Source organism: Corynebacterium sp. 122RC1, from assembly GCF_024580955.1.
In the GTDB taxonomy this organism is placed as follows: domain Bacteria; phylum Actinomycetota; class Actinomycetes; order Mycobacteriales; family Mycobacteriaceae; genus Corynebacterium; species Corynebacterium kozikiae.
On sequence record NZ_JANIKD010000019.1, the window covers coordinates 26,279 to 45,804 of the forward strand.

Genomic DNA, 19,526 nt, shown 5'->3' on the forward strand with positions numbered 1-19,526 from the left:
TTCGACCAATGCGGCGAGCTATCGACCTTGGGTTATCGACCAACGCCCCTATCGACCAACGCCCCGATGGTGGGTGAAGCCTCCAAACCAGCTATTCATCATCTAACCCTCAAGTACTCCGCGCACGGCATTATGCAACAGCCCGTTGGTGGCCAGTGCGTCGCCGCCATGTGGCCCGTCCACACCCGCGAGGGAGGTGAACCGGCCGCCAGATTCTTCCACCAAAATGGCCAAAGGAGCCAGGTCCCACACGGAAACCTCGGGTTCCGCGGCGATGTCCACGGCGCCTTCGGCAACCAGGCAGTAGGAGAAGAAGTCGCCGAAGGCGCGCAGACGCCACGTGGAATCACTCAGCGCCACGAACTGTTCGTGCAGGCCACGGTCGCGCCAACCCTCCAGGGAGGAGAAGGAAATGGAGGCGTCGGCGAGGTCAGCTACGGCGGAGACCTCCAGCTTCTTTGGCGAGCCACCCTGGAAGCTCCGCCACGCACCTGAGCCTTCGCTTGCCCACCAGCGCCGCGCCAGCGCCGGTGCGGATACCACGCCTACCACGGGTTTTCCGTCTACCAGCAGCGCGATCAGGGTTGCCCATACGGGCACGCCGCGGACGAAGTTTTTGGTGCCGTCGATGGGGTCGATCACCCATTGGCGCCCCTCGAAGGTGGCCTCGCCACCAAACTCCTCACCCACGATGGCGTCGGCGGGCCGTTGAGCCTCGATGAGTGCGCGCAGGCGCTGTTCGGTGGAGGTGTCGGCGTCGCTGACCGGGGTCATGTCCGGCTTGGAGTCGATGTGCAGGTCGGTCGCCTCAAAACGCTCAAGCGTGATGGCGTCTGCGGCGTCGGCAAGCTCGAGTGCAAAGGCGAGGTCATCAACGTAGGTACTCATGGGCTGTAATCCTACTGCACGCTCCCGCCGAGCAGCAGCGCTTCCACCTCACGCACCGCCTGCTCGTTGCCTGCAACTGACCACGTCACCCCGCCCGCAGTCACCTGCAGCGCCGTTCCACCGGCGGCCTCCACCAGTGCGCGCCCCGGCAGCCAATCCCAAGCAGGAACGGAGTGCTGCATCCACAGATCCAGGGTGCCGTCGGCAACGCTCGCCAGGTCCACGCTGCCCGCGCCGTGCATCCGCAGTGTCGACGCCCCCCGCGCCGCACGTAGCCAGGTTTCCCGGACCTCGGCGTTGTCCATCCACGTGGGGTGGAGATAGGTGCCAAAAGCGCAGGCTGCCAGTGGTTTCGGGGTGAGGGGGGTGACCTTTTGGGAGTCGCGCTGCGTGGGGTAGTCGGCCCCGCCAAACCAGGTGTAGCCCATGGCGGGCCGGTGTACCGCGCCGAGCAGGACTTCCTTGGGCTCGTCGAATGGGCCTTCGATCAGTGCCAGCGCGGAGCACCAGTAGTCGGAGCCGCGGGTGAAGTTGAAGGTGCCGTCCACGGGATCCACAACCCAGTTGCGCCCGGAGGTGGATTCGCGGCCGGCGCCTTCCTCACCCAGGATGCCGTCCTCTGGGCGCAGCGCCTCGAGTGCGCCGGCGATGAAGGTTTCCGCGGCGCGGTCTGCGTCTGTAACCACGTCTGTGATGCTGGTTTTCTGATCAACCTGCACCCCTTGTTCCCGCATGCGCCAGGCCAAGCGGCCCGCGTTGTAGACCAGTGCTTGGGCCAGGTGGGCGTCGGAATCTTCTGCGTGCGCGATCACAAACGTCTTGGTGATCGCGGCAATCATCTCTGCGAGGGTGGGTTCGGCTGTGCTCATGGAAACCATTATGGGGCACCTTCTGGTTGGCTACAATCGCTGGAGGCGCGCGCAAACTCGGGGCGCGGACATGATTGGTGAACATGACCGGTAGACAGGATTGGTGAAAAGGTGCATATGCTCGCTCAACAAATCCCACTGCCGGCTGAAGCTGATTATCTTGGCGCGGTTGTGGTGGTGGTGCTGTTTGCCGGCCCGGTTGTTGCACTTTCGGCGATTCGCGACCTCACCGAGGGCATCCGCGCCCAAGCGCTCGGCACCAGAATGCGTGCGTGGGTCCGCGGGTTTGGGCTCACGTTCCTGGCTTCTTGGGCGATCTGGATGGCTACGATGAGCTGGGCAAACCCCACTGAGCCGCTGGTGGTGCAGATGCTCCTCTCCGGCGTGCTGTACCTGGGCGTGCTGCTGTGGGCACTGTGGAACGCCCCCAAAATTGGCACGTTCGCGGGAATTTGGGCCGGCATGACCGTGGGCTACACGCTCGGGTTTAGCTTGATGGCCGTGCCTACCGATCCCACGGGCCAATCGGGCGTTGGTGTGATCATGTTGCTCAGCGGCCTGATGGTGGTGGGGGCGCTTGCGGCCTTGATAGTGAAGGGGATCAGGCGGGGCCGGGCCTAGGCGCGCTAGAATGTTTGCTCATGCGACCGGAAACCCAGCAAACCCTGAAAGACCTCGACGTCACCCTAGGCACCATTGAAAAGGTGATGAACCCCGAGGAGCTGGCAACGCGCGTCCGCGAACTCGAGGCCCAAGCCTCAGACCCCAGCCTGTGGGATGACCCAAACCACGCCCAGCAGGTCACCACCGAGCTCTCCGGGGTGCAGGCCAAGCTGAAAAAGCTCACCTCGCTGCGCTCCCGCCTTGATGACATGCCGGTGATGTACGAACTGGCAGAGGAGGAAGGCGAAGGCCCGGAGCTTGCCGACGCCGAACTCGCCGAAGTCAAGGCAGAGATCGAAGCTCTTGAGGTGAACACGATGCTCTCCGGCGAATACGACGCGCGCGAGGCCGTTATCAACATCCGTTCCGGGGCGGGCGGTGTGGAGGCAGCGGACTGGGCCGAAATGCTCATGCGCATGTACACCCGCTGGGCGGAAAAGAAGGGCCATGCCGTAGATATCTACGACATCTCCTACGCCGAAGAAGCCGGAATCAAATCCGCCACCTTTGTGGTCCACGGCGAATACATGTACGGCACCCTTTCCGTGGAGCAGGGCGCACACCGCCTGGTGCGGATTAGCCCCTTTGACTCCCAAAGCCGGCGCCAGACCTCCTTTGCTGAGGTGGAGGTGCTGCCCGTGGTGGAGCAAACTGACCACATTGACATCCCCGATACGGAAATTCGCGTAGACGTGTACCGATCGTCTGGCCCAGGTGGGCAGTCCGTGAACACCACGGACTCCGCCGTTCGCATCACCCACATCCCCACGGGCATTGTGGTGACCTGCCAAAACGAGAAGTCGCAGATCCAAAACCGTGCCTCCGCCATGCGCGTGCTCCAAGCGAAGCTCTTGGAGCGCAAGCGCCAAGAAGAGCGCGCAGAGCTGGATGCGCTGGGGGCCGGCGGCAACGCGTCCTGGGGCAACCAGATGCGTTCCTACGTGCTGCATCCGTACCAGATGGTGAAAGACCTGCGTACCAGCTACGAGGTGAATGATCCAACCCGCGTGCTCGACGGCGACATCGACGGCTTCCTCGAGGCGGGCATCCGCTGGCGCGTAGCTGAACAGCAGGCAGAAAGCTAGCAGGCAGAAAGCTAGCAGGCTGACGGCTCATTGGTGAGATACGGAAAAGCGCCGGCGTGGTGCCGTCGTAAGGCTTCAGGCACCCACACCAGCGCTGCTTTTTTATTTCCCGCTGCGCCAGGGGTTGTTCGTCTCTGCGAGGAAGCGCTCGATTTCCTCTGAGCCGGCTCGCAGTTTGGGGTCGAACTTCAGGTAGGCCTTGGTCTCGCGGGCAACCAGGCCGGAGAGAATAATCAGACCGATGAGGTTTGGCAGCGCCATGAGACCATTTGCCAGGTCAGCGAAGCTCCAGGCCAAGTGTAGCTCGGTGATTGCGCCGAGGAACACCACGCAGGTGAAGATCAAGCGGTAGGGCAGCGAACCCAAGATGCCAAATGCGCGCTCCGCGCTGCGCTCGCCGTAGTAGGCCCAGCCCAGGATGGTGGAGAAGGCGAAGAACACGATGGACAGGGAAACGATCGTGCCGCCCCAGTCGGCGCCAATGCCGGCGCGGAATGCATCTGCGGTCATGGTGCCTGCAGCCGCGCGGCCGCCCTCCCATACGCCGGTGGTCACGATCACCAGGCCAGTCATGGAAACCACGATGATGGTGTCAATGAACGTCTGGGTCATGGACACCAAGCCTTGACGCACGGGGTGCTTGGTTTTGGCGGCAGCGGCAGCGATAGCGGCGGAACCCATTCCGGACTCGTTGGAGAAGATACCGCGGGCCACACCCATCTGCAGGGCAAGGATGATGCCGGAGCCCAGGAAGCCACCAACGGCGGCGGTGCCGCTGAACGCATCGGAGAAGATGAGGGCAAAGGCGGCGGGCAGTTCACTTGCGCGCATCGCGAGCACCACCAGTGCGCCGACGACGTAAATGATAATCATGAGCGGCACAAACGCGGAAGTCACTTTGCCAATGGCCTGGATGCCGCCCAGCAGCACGGTGCCGGTGAGGATGAACATGACGATGCCGGAAACCCATGGCGAAACCCCAAAAGAGTCCTCCAGTCCGGTGGCCACGGCATTGGCTTGAGTGAGGTTGCCAATACCAAAGGATGCAATGATCGCAGCGATGGTGAAAAACCACCCGAGGAACTTACCGAATCCGCCGGGGATGCCTTCCTCCAGGTAACGCTGCGGGCCTCCGGAGACGTTGCCCTTGGCGTCAGTAGTGCGGAAGCGAACACCAAGGAAAGCTTCAGAGTACTTGGAGGCCATGCCCACCAGGCCGGTGACCCACATCCAGAACAGAGCGCCGGGGCCACCTACGCCAATTGCAGTAGCCACACCAACAATGTTTCCTACGCCAACGGTTGCTGCCAGCGCGGTGGTGAGGGCTTGGAATTGGGAGATATCGCCTTCGCCGCCTTCATCATTGCGGTCAATCAGGCCATGGCGCAGGGCAACGCCGAGGTAGCGGAATTGCAGGGCGCCGAGGCGAATGGTCAACAGGAGGCCGGTGCCGAGCAGCAGCGGGATGAGAAACCACGGGCCCCAGACAAAACTGCCCAGGGAGTCAATGATTTCTTGGAGCCGTGATGTATCCATAGGGCACGTTCCTTTACTAATGGGGCTTATTGCACAGTGAGCGCAGCCAGCAGTTTGCGCCAGCGGCTTGCCGGATATTTTGCGCTACCCACCCCACCCGCGCAAGATTCTTTTGGTTATTCAACCAAAAATCACAGGGAAAATCCTCCAAAGGTACACCCTCAAGAAGGGAAACACCCACCTTGGCTCACCTGCGGTAAGAGGAGCTGCAGTGGGTGCTGAGTAGTGCGATTATGCGGGGTAGGTCATCGGGGTGCCAGGGCCCAGCGGCAACCCGAGGGTGAACCACAGCAGGAACAGTAGGAACCAGCCCACAAGCATGCTGATGGAGTACGGCAGCGCGAGGGACATGAGCGTACCGACGCCCGCCTTCTTGTAGTAACGCTGGAGGAACATCAATGCCAATGCGAAGTAGGGGCTCATTGGGGTGATGATGTTGGTGGGGGAATCGCCGATACGGAACAGCATCTGCGCCACCTCCGGGGAGGTGCCCAGGTACATGAGCATTGGCACGATCACCGGCGCCATCAGGGCCCACTGTGCGGAGCCGGAGGTAATGAGCAAGTTCAGCAGTGCCACCATCAGTACCACTCCCGCAAAGAGCACGAATAGCGGCAGGTCCCAACGCTCCAAGAGCTCCGCGCCGCGGATGGCGGTCCAAATGCCCAGGTTGGACCATTGGAACCAAGCTAAGAACTGTGCCACGGCGAAAAACAGCACAAGCATAGGGATCATGGTCTTGAGGCCCTTGGCCATCATCTCTGGGATCTGGTCTGAACCGGTGATGGTTTTTGCGGCCACGCCGTACACCACGCCGAGCACCAAGAACATCAGCGCAATGGGCACTGCAACGGAACGGATCAGCGGGCTTTCCATTGCGCCATCGGCACTGGCCAGCGGAGAGCCTGGGATGAACAAGAGCGCAAAGTATGCCGCCAAGTAGGCTACGGCGGCACCGGCGGTAATCCACAGTGCGCGCTGCTCGGTTGCGCTCAGCTTTAATGCTTCAGAACCAGAGCCCTCACCAGAGCCCTCACCCTCATCAGCTCCGTTACCTTCACCAAACTCCAGCTCCTCCGTGTTGAGTTGATCATGGTCCACTAGCTCACGGGCCTTCTTTTCCACAAAGAACTCGGTGACCACAGTAATAATCAGTGCCAGCACTATTGCGGAGACGATCACAAAGAAGTAGTTGGCCAGCGGGGATACCTGGTAGGTTTCATCCACCAACTGGGCCGCCGAGGTGGAGATGCCACCCAGCAAGACGTCGGTGATGTTGAGCAGCAGGGAGGCGTTGAAACCGGCTGAGGATGCGGCGAAGGCAACCATGGCGCCCACAATGGGGGAGCGGCCGAGCGCGTAGAAGCTCATCGCGCCCAAGGGGATGAGGATCACGTACACGGCGTCAGAGGCAATCGAGCCAGTCACTCCGGCGAGCGCCACCGCGAAGGTGAGTGTGCGCGGGCCAACCTTGGCCACCATCGCGCGGATCAGGGCGCTGATCAGGCCGGCGTGTTCGGCAACGGCCACACCCAACATCACCGTAATAATTACGCCGAGAGGCGGAAAAGAGGTGAAGTTGCTGACGGCCTCCGTGACCATCTTCTGGATGCCCTCGGCGGTGAGGAGGTTTTGCACCTCAATGAGCTCGCCGCTCTGCGGGTCCGTGGCAGTCATGCCAATGCGCGAGCCAATCCAACTACTCACCGCCACCACGGCAGCCAGCAGCACAAAGAGCCAGAAAGGATCAGGCAGCTTGTTGCCGAGGCGCTCCACCATCCCGAGGAAGCCGCCCGCACCGCCCGCAGAAGTTGGGGGCCTTTCCGACGTCTCCGCTCCGGCACTTCCCGTGTTTGGTTGCTCTTTCACTTCGGTTTGCTTGGACATGAGGTCTTCCCTCCTGTGTTCCAGGGTCGTGTGATCCTAAGCGGTGCATTCCAGGGTGCCAGAAGTTCCCGATCTGCGCTGAAGACCGGAACCCGGAACTAGGGACCCGGGACCCGGGATCCGAGTCCAGGGACCATGAATACAAAACTCACAACGGCGCAGGGCAACAGGGGGACGTCGGAAATGCTCTCCCGCCGCCCCAAGAAAACCCAATTCACACCAGTCACATCTTTAACAATGGCAACATCTGGGCTAAGGTGTTCCCCTGTGATCACCTTTGAAAACGTGACCAAGTTGTACAAGACCTCAACCCGCCCTGCGCTGGACAACGTGAGTTTCCAGATAGACAAGGGCGAGTTTGTGTTTCTTATCGGGCCCTCGGGATCCGGAAAGTCCACATTCCTGCAACTGATGATTCGGGAAACCAACCTCACCAGCGGGGACATCCGGATTGAGGATTTTCATGTGAACAAGCTGCGCGGCAAGCAGATCAACCGTTTGCGCCAAAAGCTTGGGTACGTGTTCCAGGATTTCCGGCTCCTGCAGCAAAAGAATGTGTATGACAACGTGGCGTTTGCGCTGGAAGTGATTGGCACGAAGCGGGAGAAGATCGCGCAGATGGTTCCGGAAACTCTGGAGCTTGTGGGCCTTGCCGGTAAAGCGGACCGCATGCCACAGGAGCTTTCCGGCGGTGAGCAGCAGCGCGTGGCAATCGCCCGTGCCGTGGTGAACAAACCGCTGCTTCTGCTGGCCGACGAACCCACGGGCAACCTGGACCCAGAGACCTCTGACGGCATCATGGTGCTGCTCAACCAGATCAACCGCACGGGAACCACCGTGGTGATGTCTACTCACAACGCCCGGGCGGTCAATGACATGCGCCGCCGAGTGATCGAACTCCAACTGGGCAAACTTATCCGCGACGACGCCCACGGCGTCTACGGCGAATCAAGCTAGAAAGGCCACGCACCAATGAACTTGAGTTTTGTGTTCCGCGAGGCCTTCCGCGGGCTTGGCCGAAACATCACCATGACCATCGCGCTGGTGATTACCACCGCCATCTCCCTCGCACTACTGGCTACCGGCTTCCTGGTCACGGGGATGACTGAGCGCACCAAAGAAATCTACCTGGACCGCGTTGAGGTGATGGTGCAGTTGGATGAGGAAATCTCCGCCAACGATACCGACTGTTCCACCACCCCCTGCCGCGAAGTCCGCGAACTCCTTGAGGGCGCGGAGGGCGTGGAATCTGTGACGTTCCGCAGCCGCGAGCAGTCCTACCAGCGCTTCGTTGAGGTATTCCAGGATTCGGACCCGCTGCTGGTGCAGGAGACCTCCCCGGACGCCCTGCCCGCTGCCGTGCATGTGCGCCTCACCGACCCCCTGAACACCACTCCTTTGGATCCGGTGCGCGACTTGCCGCAGGTCACCGCAGTTGTGGACCAGGTGGATGACCTCCGCGGCGCCACCGACAACCTGGACGCGATCCGCAACGCCACCTTCCTCTTCGCCGGCATACAGGCCGTGGCGGCAATCTTCCTCATCGTGAACATGGTGCAGATCGCCGCCTTCAACCGCCGCGAGGAAATCTCCATCATGCGCATGGTGGGCGCATCCCGCTGGTACACCCAGGCGCCGTTCGTGCTTGAGGCCATCGTGGCAACCCTCGTGGGCGCGGTACTCTCCGGCATTGCGCTGTTCGCCGGCAAGGCGTGGGTGGTGGACAAGACCCTGGACGGCCTCTACAGTTCCCAGCTCATCGCGCGCATCTCCAACACAGATATTTGGGCGGTGTTGCCGGTGGTTGCGCTGGTAGGCATCATTTTCTCCGCGCTCACCGCGCAAGCGACGCTGCGCTGGTACGTCCGCAAGTAGTGCGGGCAGAAGCACGCGTGCCGACGTTGCCAGGTTGCAACCTTGCCGGCGTCGGTAGTGCCGCGCAGCGCTGGTAAGATCTGTTGGATTATGGCCAAGAAAAAGAAGAACGCCAAAGGGCACAATCCGGTGGTGGCAACAAACCGGAAGGTTCGCCATAACTACAACATCCTGGAAACCTACGAGTGCGGTGTAGTGCTGGTGGGAACTGAGGTGAAGTCGTTGCGCGAGGGCAAAGCCACCCTTGGTGATGCCTTTGCCACCATCGATGAAGGCGAGGTGTGGCTGCGCAACCTCCACATTCCCGAATACTCCCGTGGGCACTGGACCAACCACTCGCCGGTACGCGTGCGCAAGCTGCTGCTGCACCGCCGGGAGATTGACTCCCTCATGGGCAAGGTGCGTGATGGCAACAAGACCCTCATCCCGCTTTCCCTCTATTTCAAGGAAGGCCGCCTCAAGTGCGAGCTTGGCCTTGCGGAGGGTAAACAGGCGTATGACAAGCGCCAAGACATCAAGCGCCGCACCGAAGAACGTGAAATCACCCGTGACCTCGGCCGGCGTATCAAAGGCATCCAGGGGTAGCAATGGGAACAAGGGACGACCTCTGGGGCACATCCGCCCGCGCCACCGGAATCACCGAGGAGCAGTGGCTGGAGTACTTCGCGCCTCACGCGCAGGCTCCGCATGCTGACCTGGCCAAGCTGGCCTACGCCAAGCTGTTGGAGCTCGGTGAGAAGATGAAAGGCCAAAACCTCCACTGGTGGGCCCAGGGCATCGCGATTGCCTTCGAGTACCACACGGGCCGGCGCGCCCCTGCCCAGCGCTGCGACGGCACCTTTGGCGCCAGCGCCTCTAAGACGTTGAGCGGCACCATGGATGAGGTAGCCGATCAATGGGCCGAATTCGCCCTGGACTTGGGTGAAATTGCCGGGGTGCCCATCGGGGAGGAGCCCCGCCGCAATGCCACGGAGAAGTGGCGCTATTGGCGCACCGAGCTGGATAATGGTGCCGCCGTGAGCGTGAATATCTCCGCCAAGCCGCTGGCAAAAAACGGAACCCCAAAGGTTGTGCTTGCAGTAGATATGCGTAACCTCAACTCCACCGAGCAATCGGAAGAATTCAAAGCGGCGTGGAAAGAAATCTTGGCAGACTTTGCCAAGGTGTACTCACAGGGCCGATGATCGCTGATTTTTGGGAGAAGGCACGCGTTGCGGCTGGACCTGGGGCTGGTCCTGGGCTAGAGGTTCCTCCCGCGTGGGCGTTCGGCGCGGGGAAAGAAATGGCCGACGCCCTTGCTTCCCTCGTGGTGGCTGGCCGCAAAACTGCGACCAGCTCCCTGTACGCTCACTACCTCGCGGAGGGAGAACCAATCCCGGAGGCTGGGCAGCTCCACATCATCCTGGATGGCAGCGGCAAACCGGTTGCGTTGATTCGGATTATCGCCGTGGAATTAGTTGCGTTCAGGGCAATCACCCCGGAGCAGGCAGCCGCGGAAGGGGAGGGCGACCTCTCTCTGGAATACTGGCGCAGCGCGCACCAGGAGTTCTGGGGGCAAGTGGCTGAGGATGCGCTCGTGGTGTACGAGCGTTTTGAGGTGGTGTACGCGCCGGGCACTGCGTGATGGTGCTGACAGTTGGTTGGGGCTTGCGCCTTGGCGTGGGAGGGGAGTAGTGTGGAGCCACTGCGCGGAGTGATTGCACAATCCCAGCTCCGGGCATTGTATGGGGTCGATTTTGGTTTCGACTATGTACATTAAGTCAGGGGAAGCGTGCCGGTGCAGGCTAGAGACCACCGTAAGCGTCGTAGCAAACTGATAAGCGCCGAGAACACTCAGCGCGACTACGCCCTCGCTGCCTAATTAGAATAGCCAGCGACCTGCGTGTCTGTCAGACCAGGGTTCGTCCCTGATCCTGGACCTGGCATCGACTTCAAGGGACTTGCTTTCCCGCCGTGTTCGTGAGGCGGGGAGGGACATCTTCCACGAACTGGGCCCATCTTCTGGAGAGTGTTTGCCTTAGCCAGAGGGCCGAGTAGAGATCCATGCGCAAACTGCGCACGGAGAAGCCCTGACGAAGTGGCATAGGACCCGGGTTCAATTCCCGGCGGCTCCACAATTGGCATTTCCCCTGGTCGTGATCGACCGGGGGTTTTGCTTTATCTGTGCTGGTCAGCGAGGTTATCGGTTGGATCTGACTGGGAATGGTTCAGAGCGGGAATGCAAACTTTGGGCAAAAATAGGGCAAAAATAGGGAATCCGTGGGGAATCTGTGGGGAATGCATTCGCGAATGATTAGCGAATTTTCCTAGCCCCATACAAGATTGCCGCCGAGGGATGGCTGACCGCCAACCGTCGGCAAGGCTAGCTGTCCGGATCAACTGGCTGAGCGTGTCTGGCACGGAGTCGTAGAGCAGTTCCAGTGCGACGAGGTTTCGTTGTCCGGCAAGTCAGGGACGGGTAGATCCCATTCTCCCAGAGAGCTTGACCGCTGCTTTTGATTACATCTTGCCCGCCGTGCTTGGTGCTGTCTTTGTTCAGCTTGCAGCCGTTGTCGCAGGCGCTGCCTCCGTGTTTTGGTTTGCCCCCACCTTTCCGGCATTGTCTGCGCTGGCACTCCCAATCGTTGTGGTTGCAACCGTTTGCTTTGCTTTCTTCATGGGAGCCCGTGGTGAAAAGAAGGGTTCCGTTCAGGAATACGAGAGGTCGTCCGGAGTCTAGCCAACGGCCTCAGTTGAAAGTACAGAAGTTCCCATTTCCCAATTGCGCACTTCTTGGCCGGAGGCTAAATAACTTCCTCGCCGTGTCCGACGAACCCAAATTGCTTTGGAAATGAATTTGAATCGCCGAGCTGCCCAGTAGAAGCTGTGATCCCATTGCGGTAGTGAATTCACGAACGGCAAAGTCCGGGAGAGGGTCGGTGGCGGTGCCGGAGGCGGGTGCCGGAGGCCAGGGGGCGTCGGTACGCGGAGACGCGGGTTAGGAAGCGCGGATGTCGAGAACCTCGCTGACCCGAAGCATGCCTAGGGGCACGCTGGTGTCGGATGGGAACCGCCCGCTGACCTCTGGGGTAGTGATGGTAACGTGCAGGCCTTCGAACTGAGAGTAATCGCCAACTGTGAGGAGAACGCCATCATCGATGGTCTCTGTTCGTACGTTTGAGGAACTGCTCACGATGTTGCCGGTCACGGTTGTCGGTGCATCCAACAGTAGGATCCAGTACATATCGCCACGATCGGCACCGGGGTTGGGATCCCGTTCGCCGAATAGCGCCTCCTGGTACGTCAGGTGATGCAGCGTGCCAGTGAGCTTTGTGCCCGCGACCTCTGGTGCGGCAGCTGCCGGTTCCGCGGCTGGGCCCGACGCGTTGGCAAAGGTTGCGGCTACTTGTGCAAGCGTGTCCAAACCGCTCGGGTCAGTGGTCTGGTGCCAATTGGGTTGGATGTGATCGGTGGGGAAAGGCATGACGGGCACTTGCCTCTTGGCCACCATTGTGGGCATGGTGCCCATGAGCCGATACTGCTCTGAATCGCCGGTTGTTCCGACTGACTGGTAACCCACCTGGAACACGCCGTCACCGGTCCCATTGAAAGTCAAACTTACACGTGAGCCACCGGCGCTCGCCGCGCCCTCCATCAGGGAGGCGGTTGCCTGGATGATGTTGTAGTTGGCGTCGGTGGAGATCATTGTGATCGGCGCCCACCCCATGTAGTCCTTGCGTATGAGCATGTCGGGGCGCCCGTCGCTGTTGAACTCACCTATGGCATAGGAATAGGTGCCAAGGAATTTTTCATCCGGCCAGTGATTCAACGTGTCAAGCTGTGGAGGAGAAGCCAGCACCTGTTCGTAGGCGCTGCGCAACTTGGCCAGATCCACACCGCCGCTGTTATCCTCCGCGCTTGTTTCTGCGGGCAATTGCTCGCTCGTGGTGCTGGAGGCGGTCGTCACCTGCGCCAACTCTTGGTCCTGTTCGCCGCTGCAAGCCGCCAACGCTAGGGAAGCCACCATTGTTATGCCAACAGTCTTGAGGAAACTGTTCACGTCAGAACCCTTCTTGTATGTAAGAAAATCCTTTTTAACCCTACGGTATATGCTGAGAAGTCTCTGGCGAACGCCTATTTTCCGACGAACCTCACACCCACCTTTAGCCCGATGTTTGCTTGCCGCGACCTATGGTGTGAATGTGTGAGGGCCGCCCCAACTTGCAGGTGCTCGCCATTTTGCTGCAACCTCGCGCACCATTAGGGCAAGCGCTCGATCAACTGGCCGAGAGTTCCGTTGATAATGCCTCCATGGATCACGCTTTTGCCCAGAAGGTTTGCCATGGTCTCATACGTCGTGAGGCACGCCAGTACTTCTTCGGTGGTCAACGTGTCTACCGGGTGTTGCGTGAGAAAGGCTTCGAGCGACTTTCCGCTGAGCATCCCCGATGGGTTTTCCACACGGTGAGGGGCGATGCGGTTGAGGAATTCATCTTGGAGCTCTAGGGTTTCCGCCTCCGCGAAATCACTCCCGGCGAACTCTTCAAGTAGGGGAGCCAATGAACGCAGGTACTCGTAAGGGCTTTGAGTGGTCTGATCCCCGGAATCATCTTCACCCTTTTCTGCCTCTTTGCTGCGCAAGTAGAAGAGGATGTCCTCCGGGTCGTAGTCAATAGCTGCGCAGACTCGCCGCAACAACGCCATCTTTTGATTGGTAGAAGTAGTCACCCGGACGCCGAGTGCCGGGTCAACTACTCGAAGCCGAGTGTCAATTGAGGCGCGTTGAACCACATCATCAACGAACAGGAGTTCCTCGTCCATCGCGGCGGTGAGCAGCCGTTCGCGATCAACTGTGAGGAGTATCCGCAAGACCTCAACGAGACCTTGCGCCCAAACAGTCACTGGTACTTTATTGCCCTCGACCTCAATGGCCGCCAGCTGCTCGCCAGTAAAATTCGCGTCCTTTCCCAGGGGTTCGTAGGCAAGAATCTCCTTTTCGGGAACGAAGCTTGCTTCCGGGCTCTTCCAAATGGTGAGCGCCCGATCCACGAGCAAGTTCGTTCGTCGCTCAAGTTGTTCCGGCCCCCATGTAACCTGTTGTTTGAGGAAACTGTTCAGCCAGTAGGGGGAATCTTTGAAGCCATCATCCATGGTGAGCTTCTGGGTAAAACTCGCATTGGAATAGGTGGAGTTGTAGCCAGTGATGGTGAGATTACCAATCCTGTGCAGCCAGTTTCTATGAATTTTCTCCGCATCTGGTCCTAGCTCTGCACGCCACGCCTTGTTCAGCGTCTGGGGCATGATGTGCTCGATCGTCAGCTCTTCATTGGCAATGTAGTCCGCGATGTCTTTGACGTCTTTGCTGCCCGCTGTTTCCAAGCAGTTGAAGAGGTATGGGCGGTAGCGGCGGATGCTGTAGAAGTCGTGCATAGCAAACGCCGCTGCGAATTCTTCATCATCGGGGAAGCGCCCGCTTTTAGACTTAGTTGTCAGCATATAGGCCAGGATGTCGGAATACGGCTCCTGGTTTTTGCGTAGTTTGCGGAGCTCAGAGTAGGCATTTGCAAAGATCTTGTTGAGTGAGTTGGTGGCAATGCTCACCACAAAGCGCCGGAAAATGTAGCTCTCCAAAATCTCCACGATTGATGCAAAGTCTGCTGAGCTAATCACACCCTCCTTCAAATCGCGGAAGGTCAAATACAGCAGGGGCTTGACCACATCACCAATCACCTGGTTTGCGCGGCGTAGGATACGGTCGACGTCTGCGAAGCCGGTACTTGCCGTGGAGAGTTGCTTGTCGTAAACAGCAAAGCGGTGCATTTCCTCCACGATTGCGGGGTAGGGGAGCGAGCTCTTTTCCGCAAACCGTTTGAACTCCTCGAACACTGCGTCTTCACGGGGCGTCTTACTGGTTTTTGCTACCAGGTACCATCGCACAAATCGGTCCGTCTGGAAATTCACAGCCATCTCGAGTGGATTCCAAAATTGCTCGTAGACCCGAAGCTGTTCATTGTGGTCAAGGCCCATGAGGACGAGATTGCGAATCTTGTCTGATTCCTTCAACGCCAAACCCGTTGAATTAAGCGATTCAAAGATCCGTTGCGGATCGTCGTGGCTTTCCAGATCCAGATGCATCACCTCTAGCTGGCATATGCCCTTCTTCCACAAGGTCTGCGCCGAAAACTCTGTTCGCCGCAGTCGTTCCCGGAAGTAGCGGTAGTTCACTGTGATTTTGGACTTCTCATTGAAGTACTCTTCCGGCCCGAACAGCCGCGTATACGCATTGGCGTCATCTTTGACAGGCTTTAGCTTGAACTTCTGCTGCCCTGAATCCTGGAGCAGTAGGTAGTTGTTGAGGAGCTTCTGTGCAAGCCCATCTTTTTCTTCTTCCTCATCAACTTCAGCAATTTCTTGTTCTTCTAGGGCATGGGCCAGCGCCAGCATTAACAGGCTTACTGTGGTCATGCGCTGCTGCCCATCAATGACCACCGAGGTGAAGGAGTCTTCAGGGTTGACCACTACCGCGCCGAAGAAGTGTGCCGGCCGCCCCGCGCGAATCATGTCAGTGAGGTCGTCAAAAAGCTTCGCGCACTGCTTTTCGGTCCAGTCATAGTTGCGCTGGTAAACAGGGATCACCAGCTTGCGATCGGACCCATCGAACACCTTGTAGATATTAGAGACGTTGCCTCTCAAGGCTTCCTCCCTGCCTCCCTGCGTGTACACGCGAACTTTTGCTGAATGAACTATGAATCAGTATTGCAAGAGCCCAGGACATGCATACCCCTGTTCCTTACCCCTGTTCGTACAAATTTGTCAGAGAACCAGCCGTATTATGTCTCTGAACTCTCCTTTTAGGTCCTGTTTCAAGGAAAATTTGTAAATGTTTCAAATGCCTGATTGCCTTGCTGGTCCCGGTTGCGCCACCAGCGACGTGAAGCAATTGGGTTGCGAACGCCTGGGTTGCTAAGCTCAAGCTATCCGACGGAGTATTTGTGCACATCGCGATGGCTCCGTTGTGAACTTGTTGCCGAGGTCAACTACTCAGCTTTTGGGCGTCTTTGAGCATCGGGAGCGCTCGAAATGAAACTCGATTTGGAATGTGGAGCTTTGTTCTTGATGCATGTGCGTATTGAAGAAACCCAAATTTGAAGGGATCTAAATCTCTCGCGCAATTTCATTGGAAAGACGAAAAACTTGGTTTTGTTTCAACTCGCGCCGGGAACTTAGCTCGGCAGGGGATAGCGGGGAACGTTGCGGGTAGAGTGGGGAAACAATGACGGTGAAGCCAACTTGTGAAGGTGAAGGGATGGGTAAGAAACCCACGCTGCTTTTTGATGGTGATTGCGGCTTTTGTTCTGCAAGCGTTGAATGGCTCAAGCGGAAGGTTGAATTCGAGGCAGTCCCATTTCAATTTTCTGAATGCCAAGAATTTGGCATTTCTGAAACAGAAATGAATTCCCAAGTGTGGCTTATTGAGGATGATGAAAAATATGGTGGTGCGGTTGCATTTGCCAGATTGTTGGGGAAATCGCAATTAATGGTGCTGCGTCACTTTGGGGCATTTCTGCTTCTTCCAGGGGTGAAGTTCATTGCGCAAAAGGTGTACGCATTGGAGGCAAAATATCGCCATCTCTTGCCTGGGGGAACGCCTGCGTGCAGGCTCCGTTAGGAGGCGCCGAGCTCCGAGCGCCAAGCGCCAAACGCCGGGGTCCGGGGCGAGGCAGAGGCAATGCCGTGAATGGGATTGTTCCAACGCGTAACTTGGAATTAGAAAAACAAATTGTATGCGCAAGCTGCCGCAGATTCTTGAGATGTCCGCAGGTAGTTTTCAATGAAAGCGGAATATTTTTCAAGATTATGAATATTCCCCAAAGTGAAACTTCATTCCAACGTTGAAACAGAAAGTGATAATGCCTACAAAAGCCAGATTTCCGAGCTTTCGGCGCTTCTCAATTCTCTTTCAAAAAATGCTTCGAATACAATGCTCCTCATGAATAACCGATCTCTTAACGCAATTTGCTCGCTGGCGGCTGTTATTGCCCTTGGCCTCACGGGTTGTACCTCGGACTCCTCGACCGACGCTTCCGCCTCCACAACCGCCGCTCAGTCTTCCGCGCAGACGGCACAGGCATTGGCACCGATCTCGAGGGATCCTGAGGCTGTGAATGGAACCACCATCACTCTTCCGCTTGAGCGTGAGCTGGTGTTCAAGGCCCAGGACGATGCTGCTGGTGAGTGGACCGCCGTCGTAGAAGATCCAACCATTGCGGAGTTCACACCAGCTAGCAGCGATGGTTCCGCTTCCTTCAACGCTGGGATTCACCCAATTGCTGAAGGCACCACCATCGTGGAACTCACCAGCCCAGCGGGGGAGACGAGCTCCTTCGAACTCATCGTCACCGCTGGCAACCGCTAACGCAACGCTTCCTCAAAAGAGGTAACAGCGCCCCTTCTCCCGGTGCGCCTCACAACCCGCAGCTCCCCAACACCATGAAATACCGAATCAGAATCTCCATGGGTGGGGAGCTTTTCACTGCGCTCACTGCGCCCAGGATGGCCAAGTTACCGCCCAACCACCGCGCCGGATTTACACCTCAGTCTCATCACCCAGGGAATCCACAATCCGCACAGTTTCCACCGCAACCCTGGTCACCTTGGCAATCAAGTCCACTATGTAGCGCGGGTTGCCTACCTCATCGGCCCAGTCGTTGGGGTCGTTCACAATGCCGGAGGCTTTGTCCTTCTTCACCTGGTAGCGGTCGATGATCCACGCCAGCGCCGAGCGTGATCCAAGCATGTACTCCTCGGCCTCCGCCGGGATGTCACTGACGGTCACATACTTGTTGTAGATCAGCTTGGTCACGTCGTTGACCGACTTGCCGGTCTCCGGGTCCTTGCGCTTGGCCCACTTCATCTTGAGCACTCGCCACGTCTCCCGGTCCGCCTCGTCGCCCTTGACTTCCACGGTCACCGGCCATGGCTCAACGTCCTCATAGCCAACGTGCAACTTCATCAACGCCGCACCTGCCGCCGCGAACTTATCAAACTCTGCCCGCGACGCCGGCGTCTCAATATGCGGCAGCATCTTCTTCAAGTCCGCCGCATAGGTGCTGCGGTAGTTCGGATCGTGCAGCTTGCCGTACACAAAGTGGAAGATGTCATCGCCAGTGATGTCAGCTCCTAGTGCAGAACGGTACAACTCCTTAATCTCATCAGTGATGTTGTCCACGCGCACATAGCGATCGACCACTTCACCTACTTGCTCATATTCACTTTGTTCCCCAAGCTTCCCGACGTCCACCGCCCCAAACAAAGATCCATCCGCAGCGTCAACCGGCTGCCAGGTGAAACGGGGGAAGAACTGCCCAGCATTAGAACCCCACATCGCGAGATCTGGAATTAGGTCTGTCGCGATCGCTGAAAACGGCTTTGCGCTACCCGGATTAACAATGTAAAAACCGGTGTTCTTGTGCCTTGGTGTTGGGAAAATCGAGGGGAGCTGGTACGTCATGTCATTCAACGGCCCGTCGAAATACGCCCAATAGCCGGTAAAGGGGCGGTACAAGGATCGGTAAATCCGTTGCTTTTTTAGCCGTATATCCGTTCCCTTGGCTGCGTAGTTTTTCAATGTGCGGTTCCATGAGATCTTTGTCGAATCTGCTAGATCAGGTTGCGCTTGAAGGAACCTGGTTACCTCCGCTTCCCGGATCCGGGTGATTCCCTCGTTTTCAGCCCAGCGAGCGAGTTTCTCGGTTACGTCGTTGTAGGTGTCGAGCATCCGTTGTAATTGCTCGGTTAGCTGCTCGGGTGTTTGCGCATAGGCCCATGCATCACGTCCAGTCTTCAGCCCTGCTGAAAATGTAGAAAAGAACCTGTCGGTTTGCCCTTTCTTTTCCCCAATCACAGGCCAGGTCTCAAAATCCTCCGTGCGCTGGTTCAGCCAATCTCCCCACTGGTTAGGAGTGATTTGCTGCCAGCAGAGATTTTCCACTGTTGATTGAGCTACCAAAGCAATCTTTTCGTCTTTGTTCATGTAGTCAGCAGCTTCAACGTAATTGATCGTGGTCCTATCCTTAGTCGGGTCCTTGACTCCGATCAAAATGCTTACACCGACACGGATATCAAAAACGTTGCCACCTTCTCGCTTTGCAATATCGCCGGCAGTGCGGGAGTTGCCCCTTAGATTCAGCACGTACAAATCTGTGAAGTCCTCAACTAACGACAAACGAATACCACCGCCGGTATTTCCGTCAATCCAGCCGTTATTGGACACAAAGGCCACTATGCCCTTGTCCCCAATGCGGTCGGTTGCCCAGCGGAAGGCGCGCAGGTAGGAGTCGTAGAGGGAGTTTTTGTTCGTCGCGGTTGATTTGGCTGCGTAGGTTTCGGCGATGCGCGCGTCCAGTGATGGGTATTTGAGGTTGGCGTTGAGGTCATTCGCGCTGGTTTGGCCAGCCGAATACGGCGGATTACCAATCACCACGTTGATTGGAGCTTCCATCTGGCGTTGGATGGTGGCGTTGTTTTCCTTGAACACCATAAGGTCGGGGATGTCGCCTTCCTCGTGGATCTGGAAGGTGTCTGCAAGCGCGATGTTGTTGAACGGAGAATACTGCGGGGGGTGTTCCTATATAGGTTGTCAACTCCGTGGGTGAGATTGTTGGGGGTGTGAAGGGCTTCTGTTTTACTTCGGCGATGTTGTTTTCGGGCATGCTGAGGGGCCGATTGGGCTTCCTGCGCAATC

15 protein-coding genes, 1 other RNA gene and 1 pseudogene are annotated in these 19,526 nt (G+C 58.1%); 10 read left to right on the forward strand and 7 right to left on the reverse strand.

Annotation, left to right across the window (positions count from 1 at the left end; translation table 11 throughout):
• Positions 1-102 precede the first annotated feature (102 nt).
• Positions 103-888, reverse strand: coding sequence for a histidinol-phosphatase (gene hisN, locus NQ050_RS09230; RefSeq protein ID WP_257039013.1), 786 nt, complete (start codon positions 886-888; stop codon positions 103-105).
• A gap of 11 nt (positions 889-899) precedes the next feature.
• Positions 900-1,766, reverse strand: a complete 867-nt coding sequence (locus NQ050_RS09235; RefSeq protein WP_257039014.1) for an inositol monophosphatase family protein — start codon at positions 1,764-1,766, stop codon at positions 900-902.
• Between the two features lie 108 nt (positions 1,767-1,874).
• Between NQ050_RS09235 and NQ050_RS09240 the strand changes: the two genes are divergently transcribed.
• Both NQ050_RS09240 and prfB read left to right on the forward strand, forming a co-directional pair.
• On the forward strand, positions 1,875-2,378 hold the full coding sequence (locus NQ050_RS09240; protein ID WP_257039015.1) for a hypothetical protein: 504 nt from the start codon (positions 1,875-1,877) through the stop codon (positions 2,376-2,378).
• A 20-nt stretch (positions 2,379-2,398) separates the two neighbouring features.
• On the forward strand, positions 2,399-3,505 hold the full coding sequence (gene prfB, locus NQ050_RS09245; RefSeq protein ID WP_257039017.1) for a peptide chain release factor 2: 1,107 nt from the start codon (positions 2,399-2,401) through the stop codon (positions 3,503-3,505).
• 102 nt (positions 3,506-3,607) lie between these two features.
• On the opposite strand, the gene NQ050_RS09250 is transcribed toward prfB, so the two are convergent.
• Both NQ050_RS09250 and NQ050_RS09255 read right to left on the reverse strand, forming a co-directional pair.
• Complete coding sequence (locus NQ050_RS09250) at positions 3,608-5,041, reverse strand: sodium:alanine symporter family protein (protein ID WP_257039018.1); 1,434 nt, start codon at positions 5,039-5,041, stop codon at positions 3,608-3,610.
• Positions 5,042-5,272: 231 nt separating this feature from the next.
• Positions 5,273-6,820 carry an AbgT family transporter gene (locus NQ050_RS09255; protein ID WP_257039029.1) on the reverse strand — a complete coding sequence of 516 codons (1,548 nt, stop codon included), beginning with the start codon at positions 6,818-6,820 and terminating at the stop codon, positions 5,273-5,275.
• Positions 6,821-7,195: 375 nt separating this feature from the next.
• Between NQ050_RS09255 and ftsE the strand changes: the two genes are divergently transcribed.
• The 6 genes from ftsE to ssrA all read left to right on the forward strand — a co-directional run bounded on the left by ftsE (position 7,196) and on the right by ssrA (position 10,920).
• Positions 7,196-7,885 (forward strand): cell division ATP-binding protein FtsE, encoded by a 690-nt coding sequence (gene ftsE, locus NQ050_RS09260; protein ID WP_257039019.1) that lies wholly within the window; start codon positions 7,196-7,198, stop codon positions 7,883-7,885.
• Positions 7,886-7,900: 15 nt separating this feature from the next.
• Positions 7,901-8,803: a permease-like cell division protein FtsX gene (gene ftsX / locus NQ050_RS09265; protein WP_257039020.1), complete on the forward strand. Its 903-nt coding sequence runs from the start codon at positions 7,901-7,903 to the stop codon at positions 8,801-8,803.
• 90 nt (positions 8,804-8,893) lie between these two features.
• Positions 8,894-9,388 carry an SsrA-binding protein SmpB gene (smpB, locus tag NQ050_RS09270; protein WP_257039021.1) on the forward strand — a complete coding sequence of 165 codons (495 nt, stop codon included), beginning with the start codon at positions 8,894-8,896 and terminating at the stop codon, positions 9,386-9,388.
• Between the two features lie 2 nt (positions 9,389-9,390).
• Positions 9,391-9,987: a hypothetical protein gene (locus tag NQ050_RS09275; RefSeq protein WP_257039022.1), complete on the forward strand. Its 597-nt coding sequence runs from the start codon at positions 9,391-9,393 to the stop codon at positions 9,985-9,987.
• Positions 9,984-10,427, forward strand: a complete 444-nt coding sequence (locus NQ050_RS09280) for an ASCH domain-containing protein (RefSeq protein ID WP_257039023.1) — start codon at positions 9,984-9,986, stop codon at positions 10,425-10,427. The genes NQ050_RS09275 and NQ050_RS09280 overlap by 4 nt, the downstream gene beginning before the upstream one ends.
• Positions 10,428-10,529: 102 nt before the next feature.
• Positions 10,530-10,920, forward strand: a transfer-messenger RNA (tmRNA) gene (gene ssrA / locus NQ050_RS09285).
• Positions 10,921-11,780: 860 nt separating this feature from the next.
• Here ssrA and NQ050_RS09290 read toward each other — a convergent pair.
• Together NQ050_RS09290 and NQ050_RS09295 are read right to left on the reverse strand one after the other, a co-directional pair.
• The gene (locus NQ050_RS09290; protein WP_257039024.1) at positions 11,781-12,842 is read right to left on the reverse strand and encodes a hypothetical protein; all 1,062 of its coding nucleotides are present in this window, start codon (positions 12,840-12,842) and stop codon (positions 11,781-11,783) included.
• A 200-nt stretch (positions 12,843-13,042) separates the two neighbouring features.
• Entirely contained in the window at positions 13,043-15,505 is a 2,463-nt protein-coding gene (locus NQ050_RS09295; protein ID WP_257039026.1) for a DUF262 domain-containing protein, read from the reverse strand.
• Positions 15,506-16,055: 550 nt separating this feature from the next.
• Between NQ050_RS09295 and NQ050_RS09300 the strand changes: the two genes are divergently transcribed.
• Positions 16,056-16,451 carry a thiol-disulfide oxidoreductase DCC family protein gene (locus NQ050_RS09300; protein ID WP_257039027.1) on the forward strand — a complete coding sequence of 132 codons (396 nt, stop codon included), beginning with the start codon at positions 16,056-16,058 and terminating at the stop codon, positions 16,449-16,451.
• Between the two features lie 321 nt (positions 16,452-16,772).
• Entirely contained in the window at positions 16,773-17,198 is a 426-nt protein-coding gene (locus NQ050_RS09305) for a hypothetical protein (protein WP_257039028.1), read from the forward strand.
• 171 nt (positions 17,199-17,369) lie between these two features.
• Here the strand turns inward: NQ050_RS09305 and NQ050_RS09310 are convergent.
• Positions 17,370-19,409 (reverse strand): annotated as a pseudogene (locus NQ050_RS09310) (type ISP restriction/modification enzyme); the annotation flags it as partial.
• Positions 19,410-19,526: the final 117 nt, after the last annotated feature.

Excerpts from the sequence above, each read along its gene's own strand:
- hisN (WP_257039013.1), bottom strand. The coding sequence starts at position 888 with ATGAGTACCTACGTTGATGACCTCGCCTTTGCACTCGAGCTTGCCGAC.
- NQ050_RS09235 (WP_257039014.1), bottom strand. The coding sequence starts at position 1,766 with ATGGTTTCCATGAGCACAGCCGAACCCACCCTCGCAGAGATGATTGCC.
- NQ050_RS09240 (WP_257039015.1), top strand. The coding sequence starts at position 1,875 with ATGCTCGCTCAACAAATCCCACTGCCGGCTGAAGCTGATTATCTTGGC.
- prfB (WP_257039017.1), top strand. The coding sequence starts at position 2,399 with ATGCGACCGGAAACCCAGCAAACCCTGAAAGACCTCGACGTCACCCTA.
- NQ050_RS09250 (WP_257039018.1), bottom strand. The coding sequence starts at position 5,041 with ATGGATACATCACGGCTCCAAGAAATCATTGACTCCCTGGGCAGTTTT.
- NQ050_RS09255 (WP_257039029.1), bottom strand. The coding sequence starts at position 6,820 with ATGGTGGAGCGCCTCGGCAACAAGCTGCCTGATCCTTTCTGGCTCTTT.
- ftsX (WP_257039020.1), top strand. The coding sequence starts at position 7,901 with ATGAACTTGAGTTTTGTGTTCCGCGAGGCCTTCCGCGGGCTTGGCCGA.
- smpB (WP_257039021.1), top strand. The coding sequence starts at position 8,894 with ATGGCCAAGAAAAAGAAGAACGCCAAAGGGCACAATCCGGTGGTGGCA.
- NQ050_RS09275 (WP_257039022.1), top strand. The coding sequence starts at position 9,391 with ATGGGAACAAGGGACGACCTCTGGGGCACATCCGCCCGCGCCACCGGA.
- NQ050_RS09280 (WP_257039023.1), top strand. The coding sequence starts at position 9,984 with ATGATCGCTGATTTTTGGGAGAAGGCACGCGTTGCGGCTGGACCTGGG.
- NQ050_RS09300 (WP_257039027.1), top strand. The coding sequence starts at position 16,056 with ATGACGGTGAAGCCAACTTGTGAAGGTGAAGGGATGGGTAAGAAACCC.
- NQ050_RS09305 (WP_257039028.1), top strand. The coding sequence starts at position 16,773 with ATGAATAACCGATCTCTTAACGCAATTTGCTCGCTGGCGGCTGTTATT.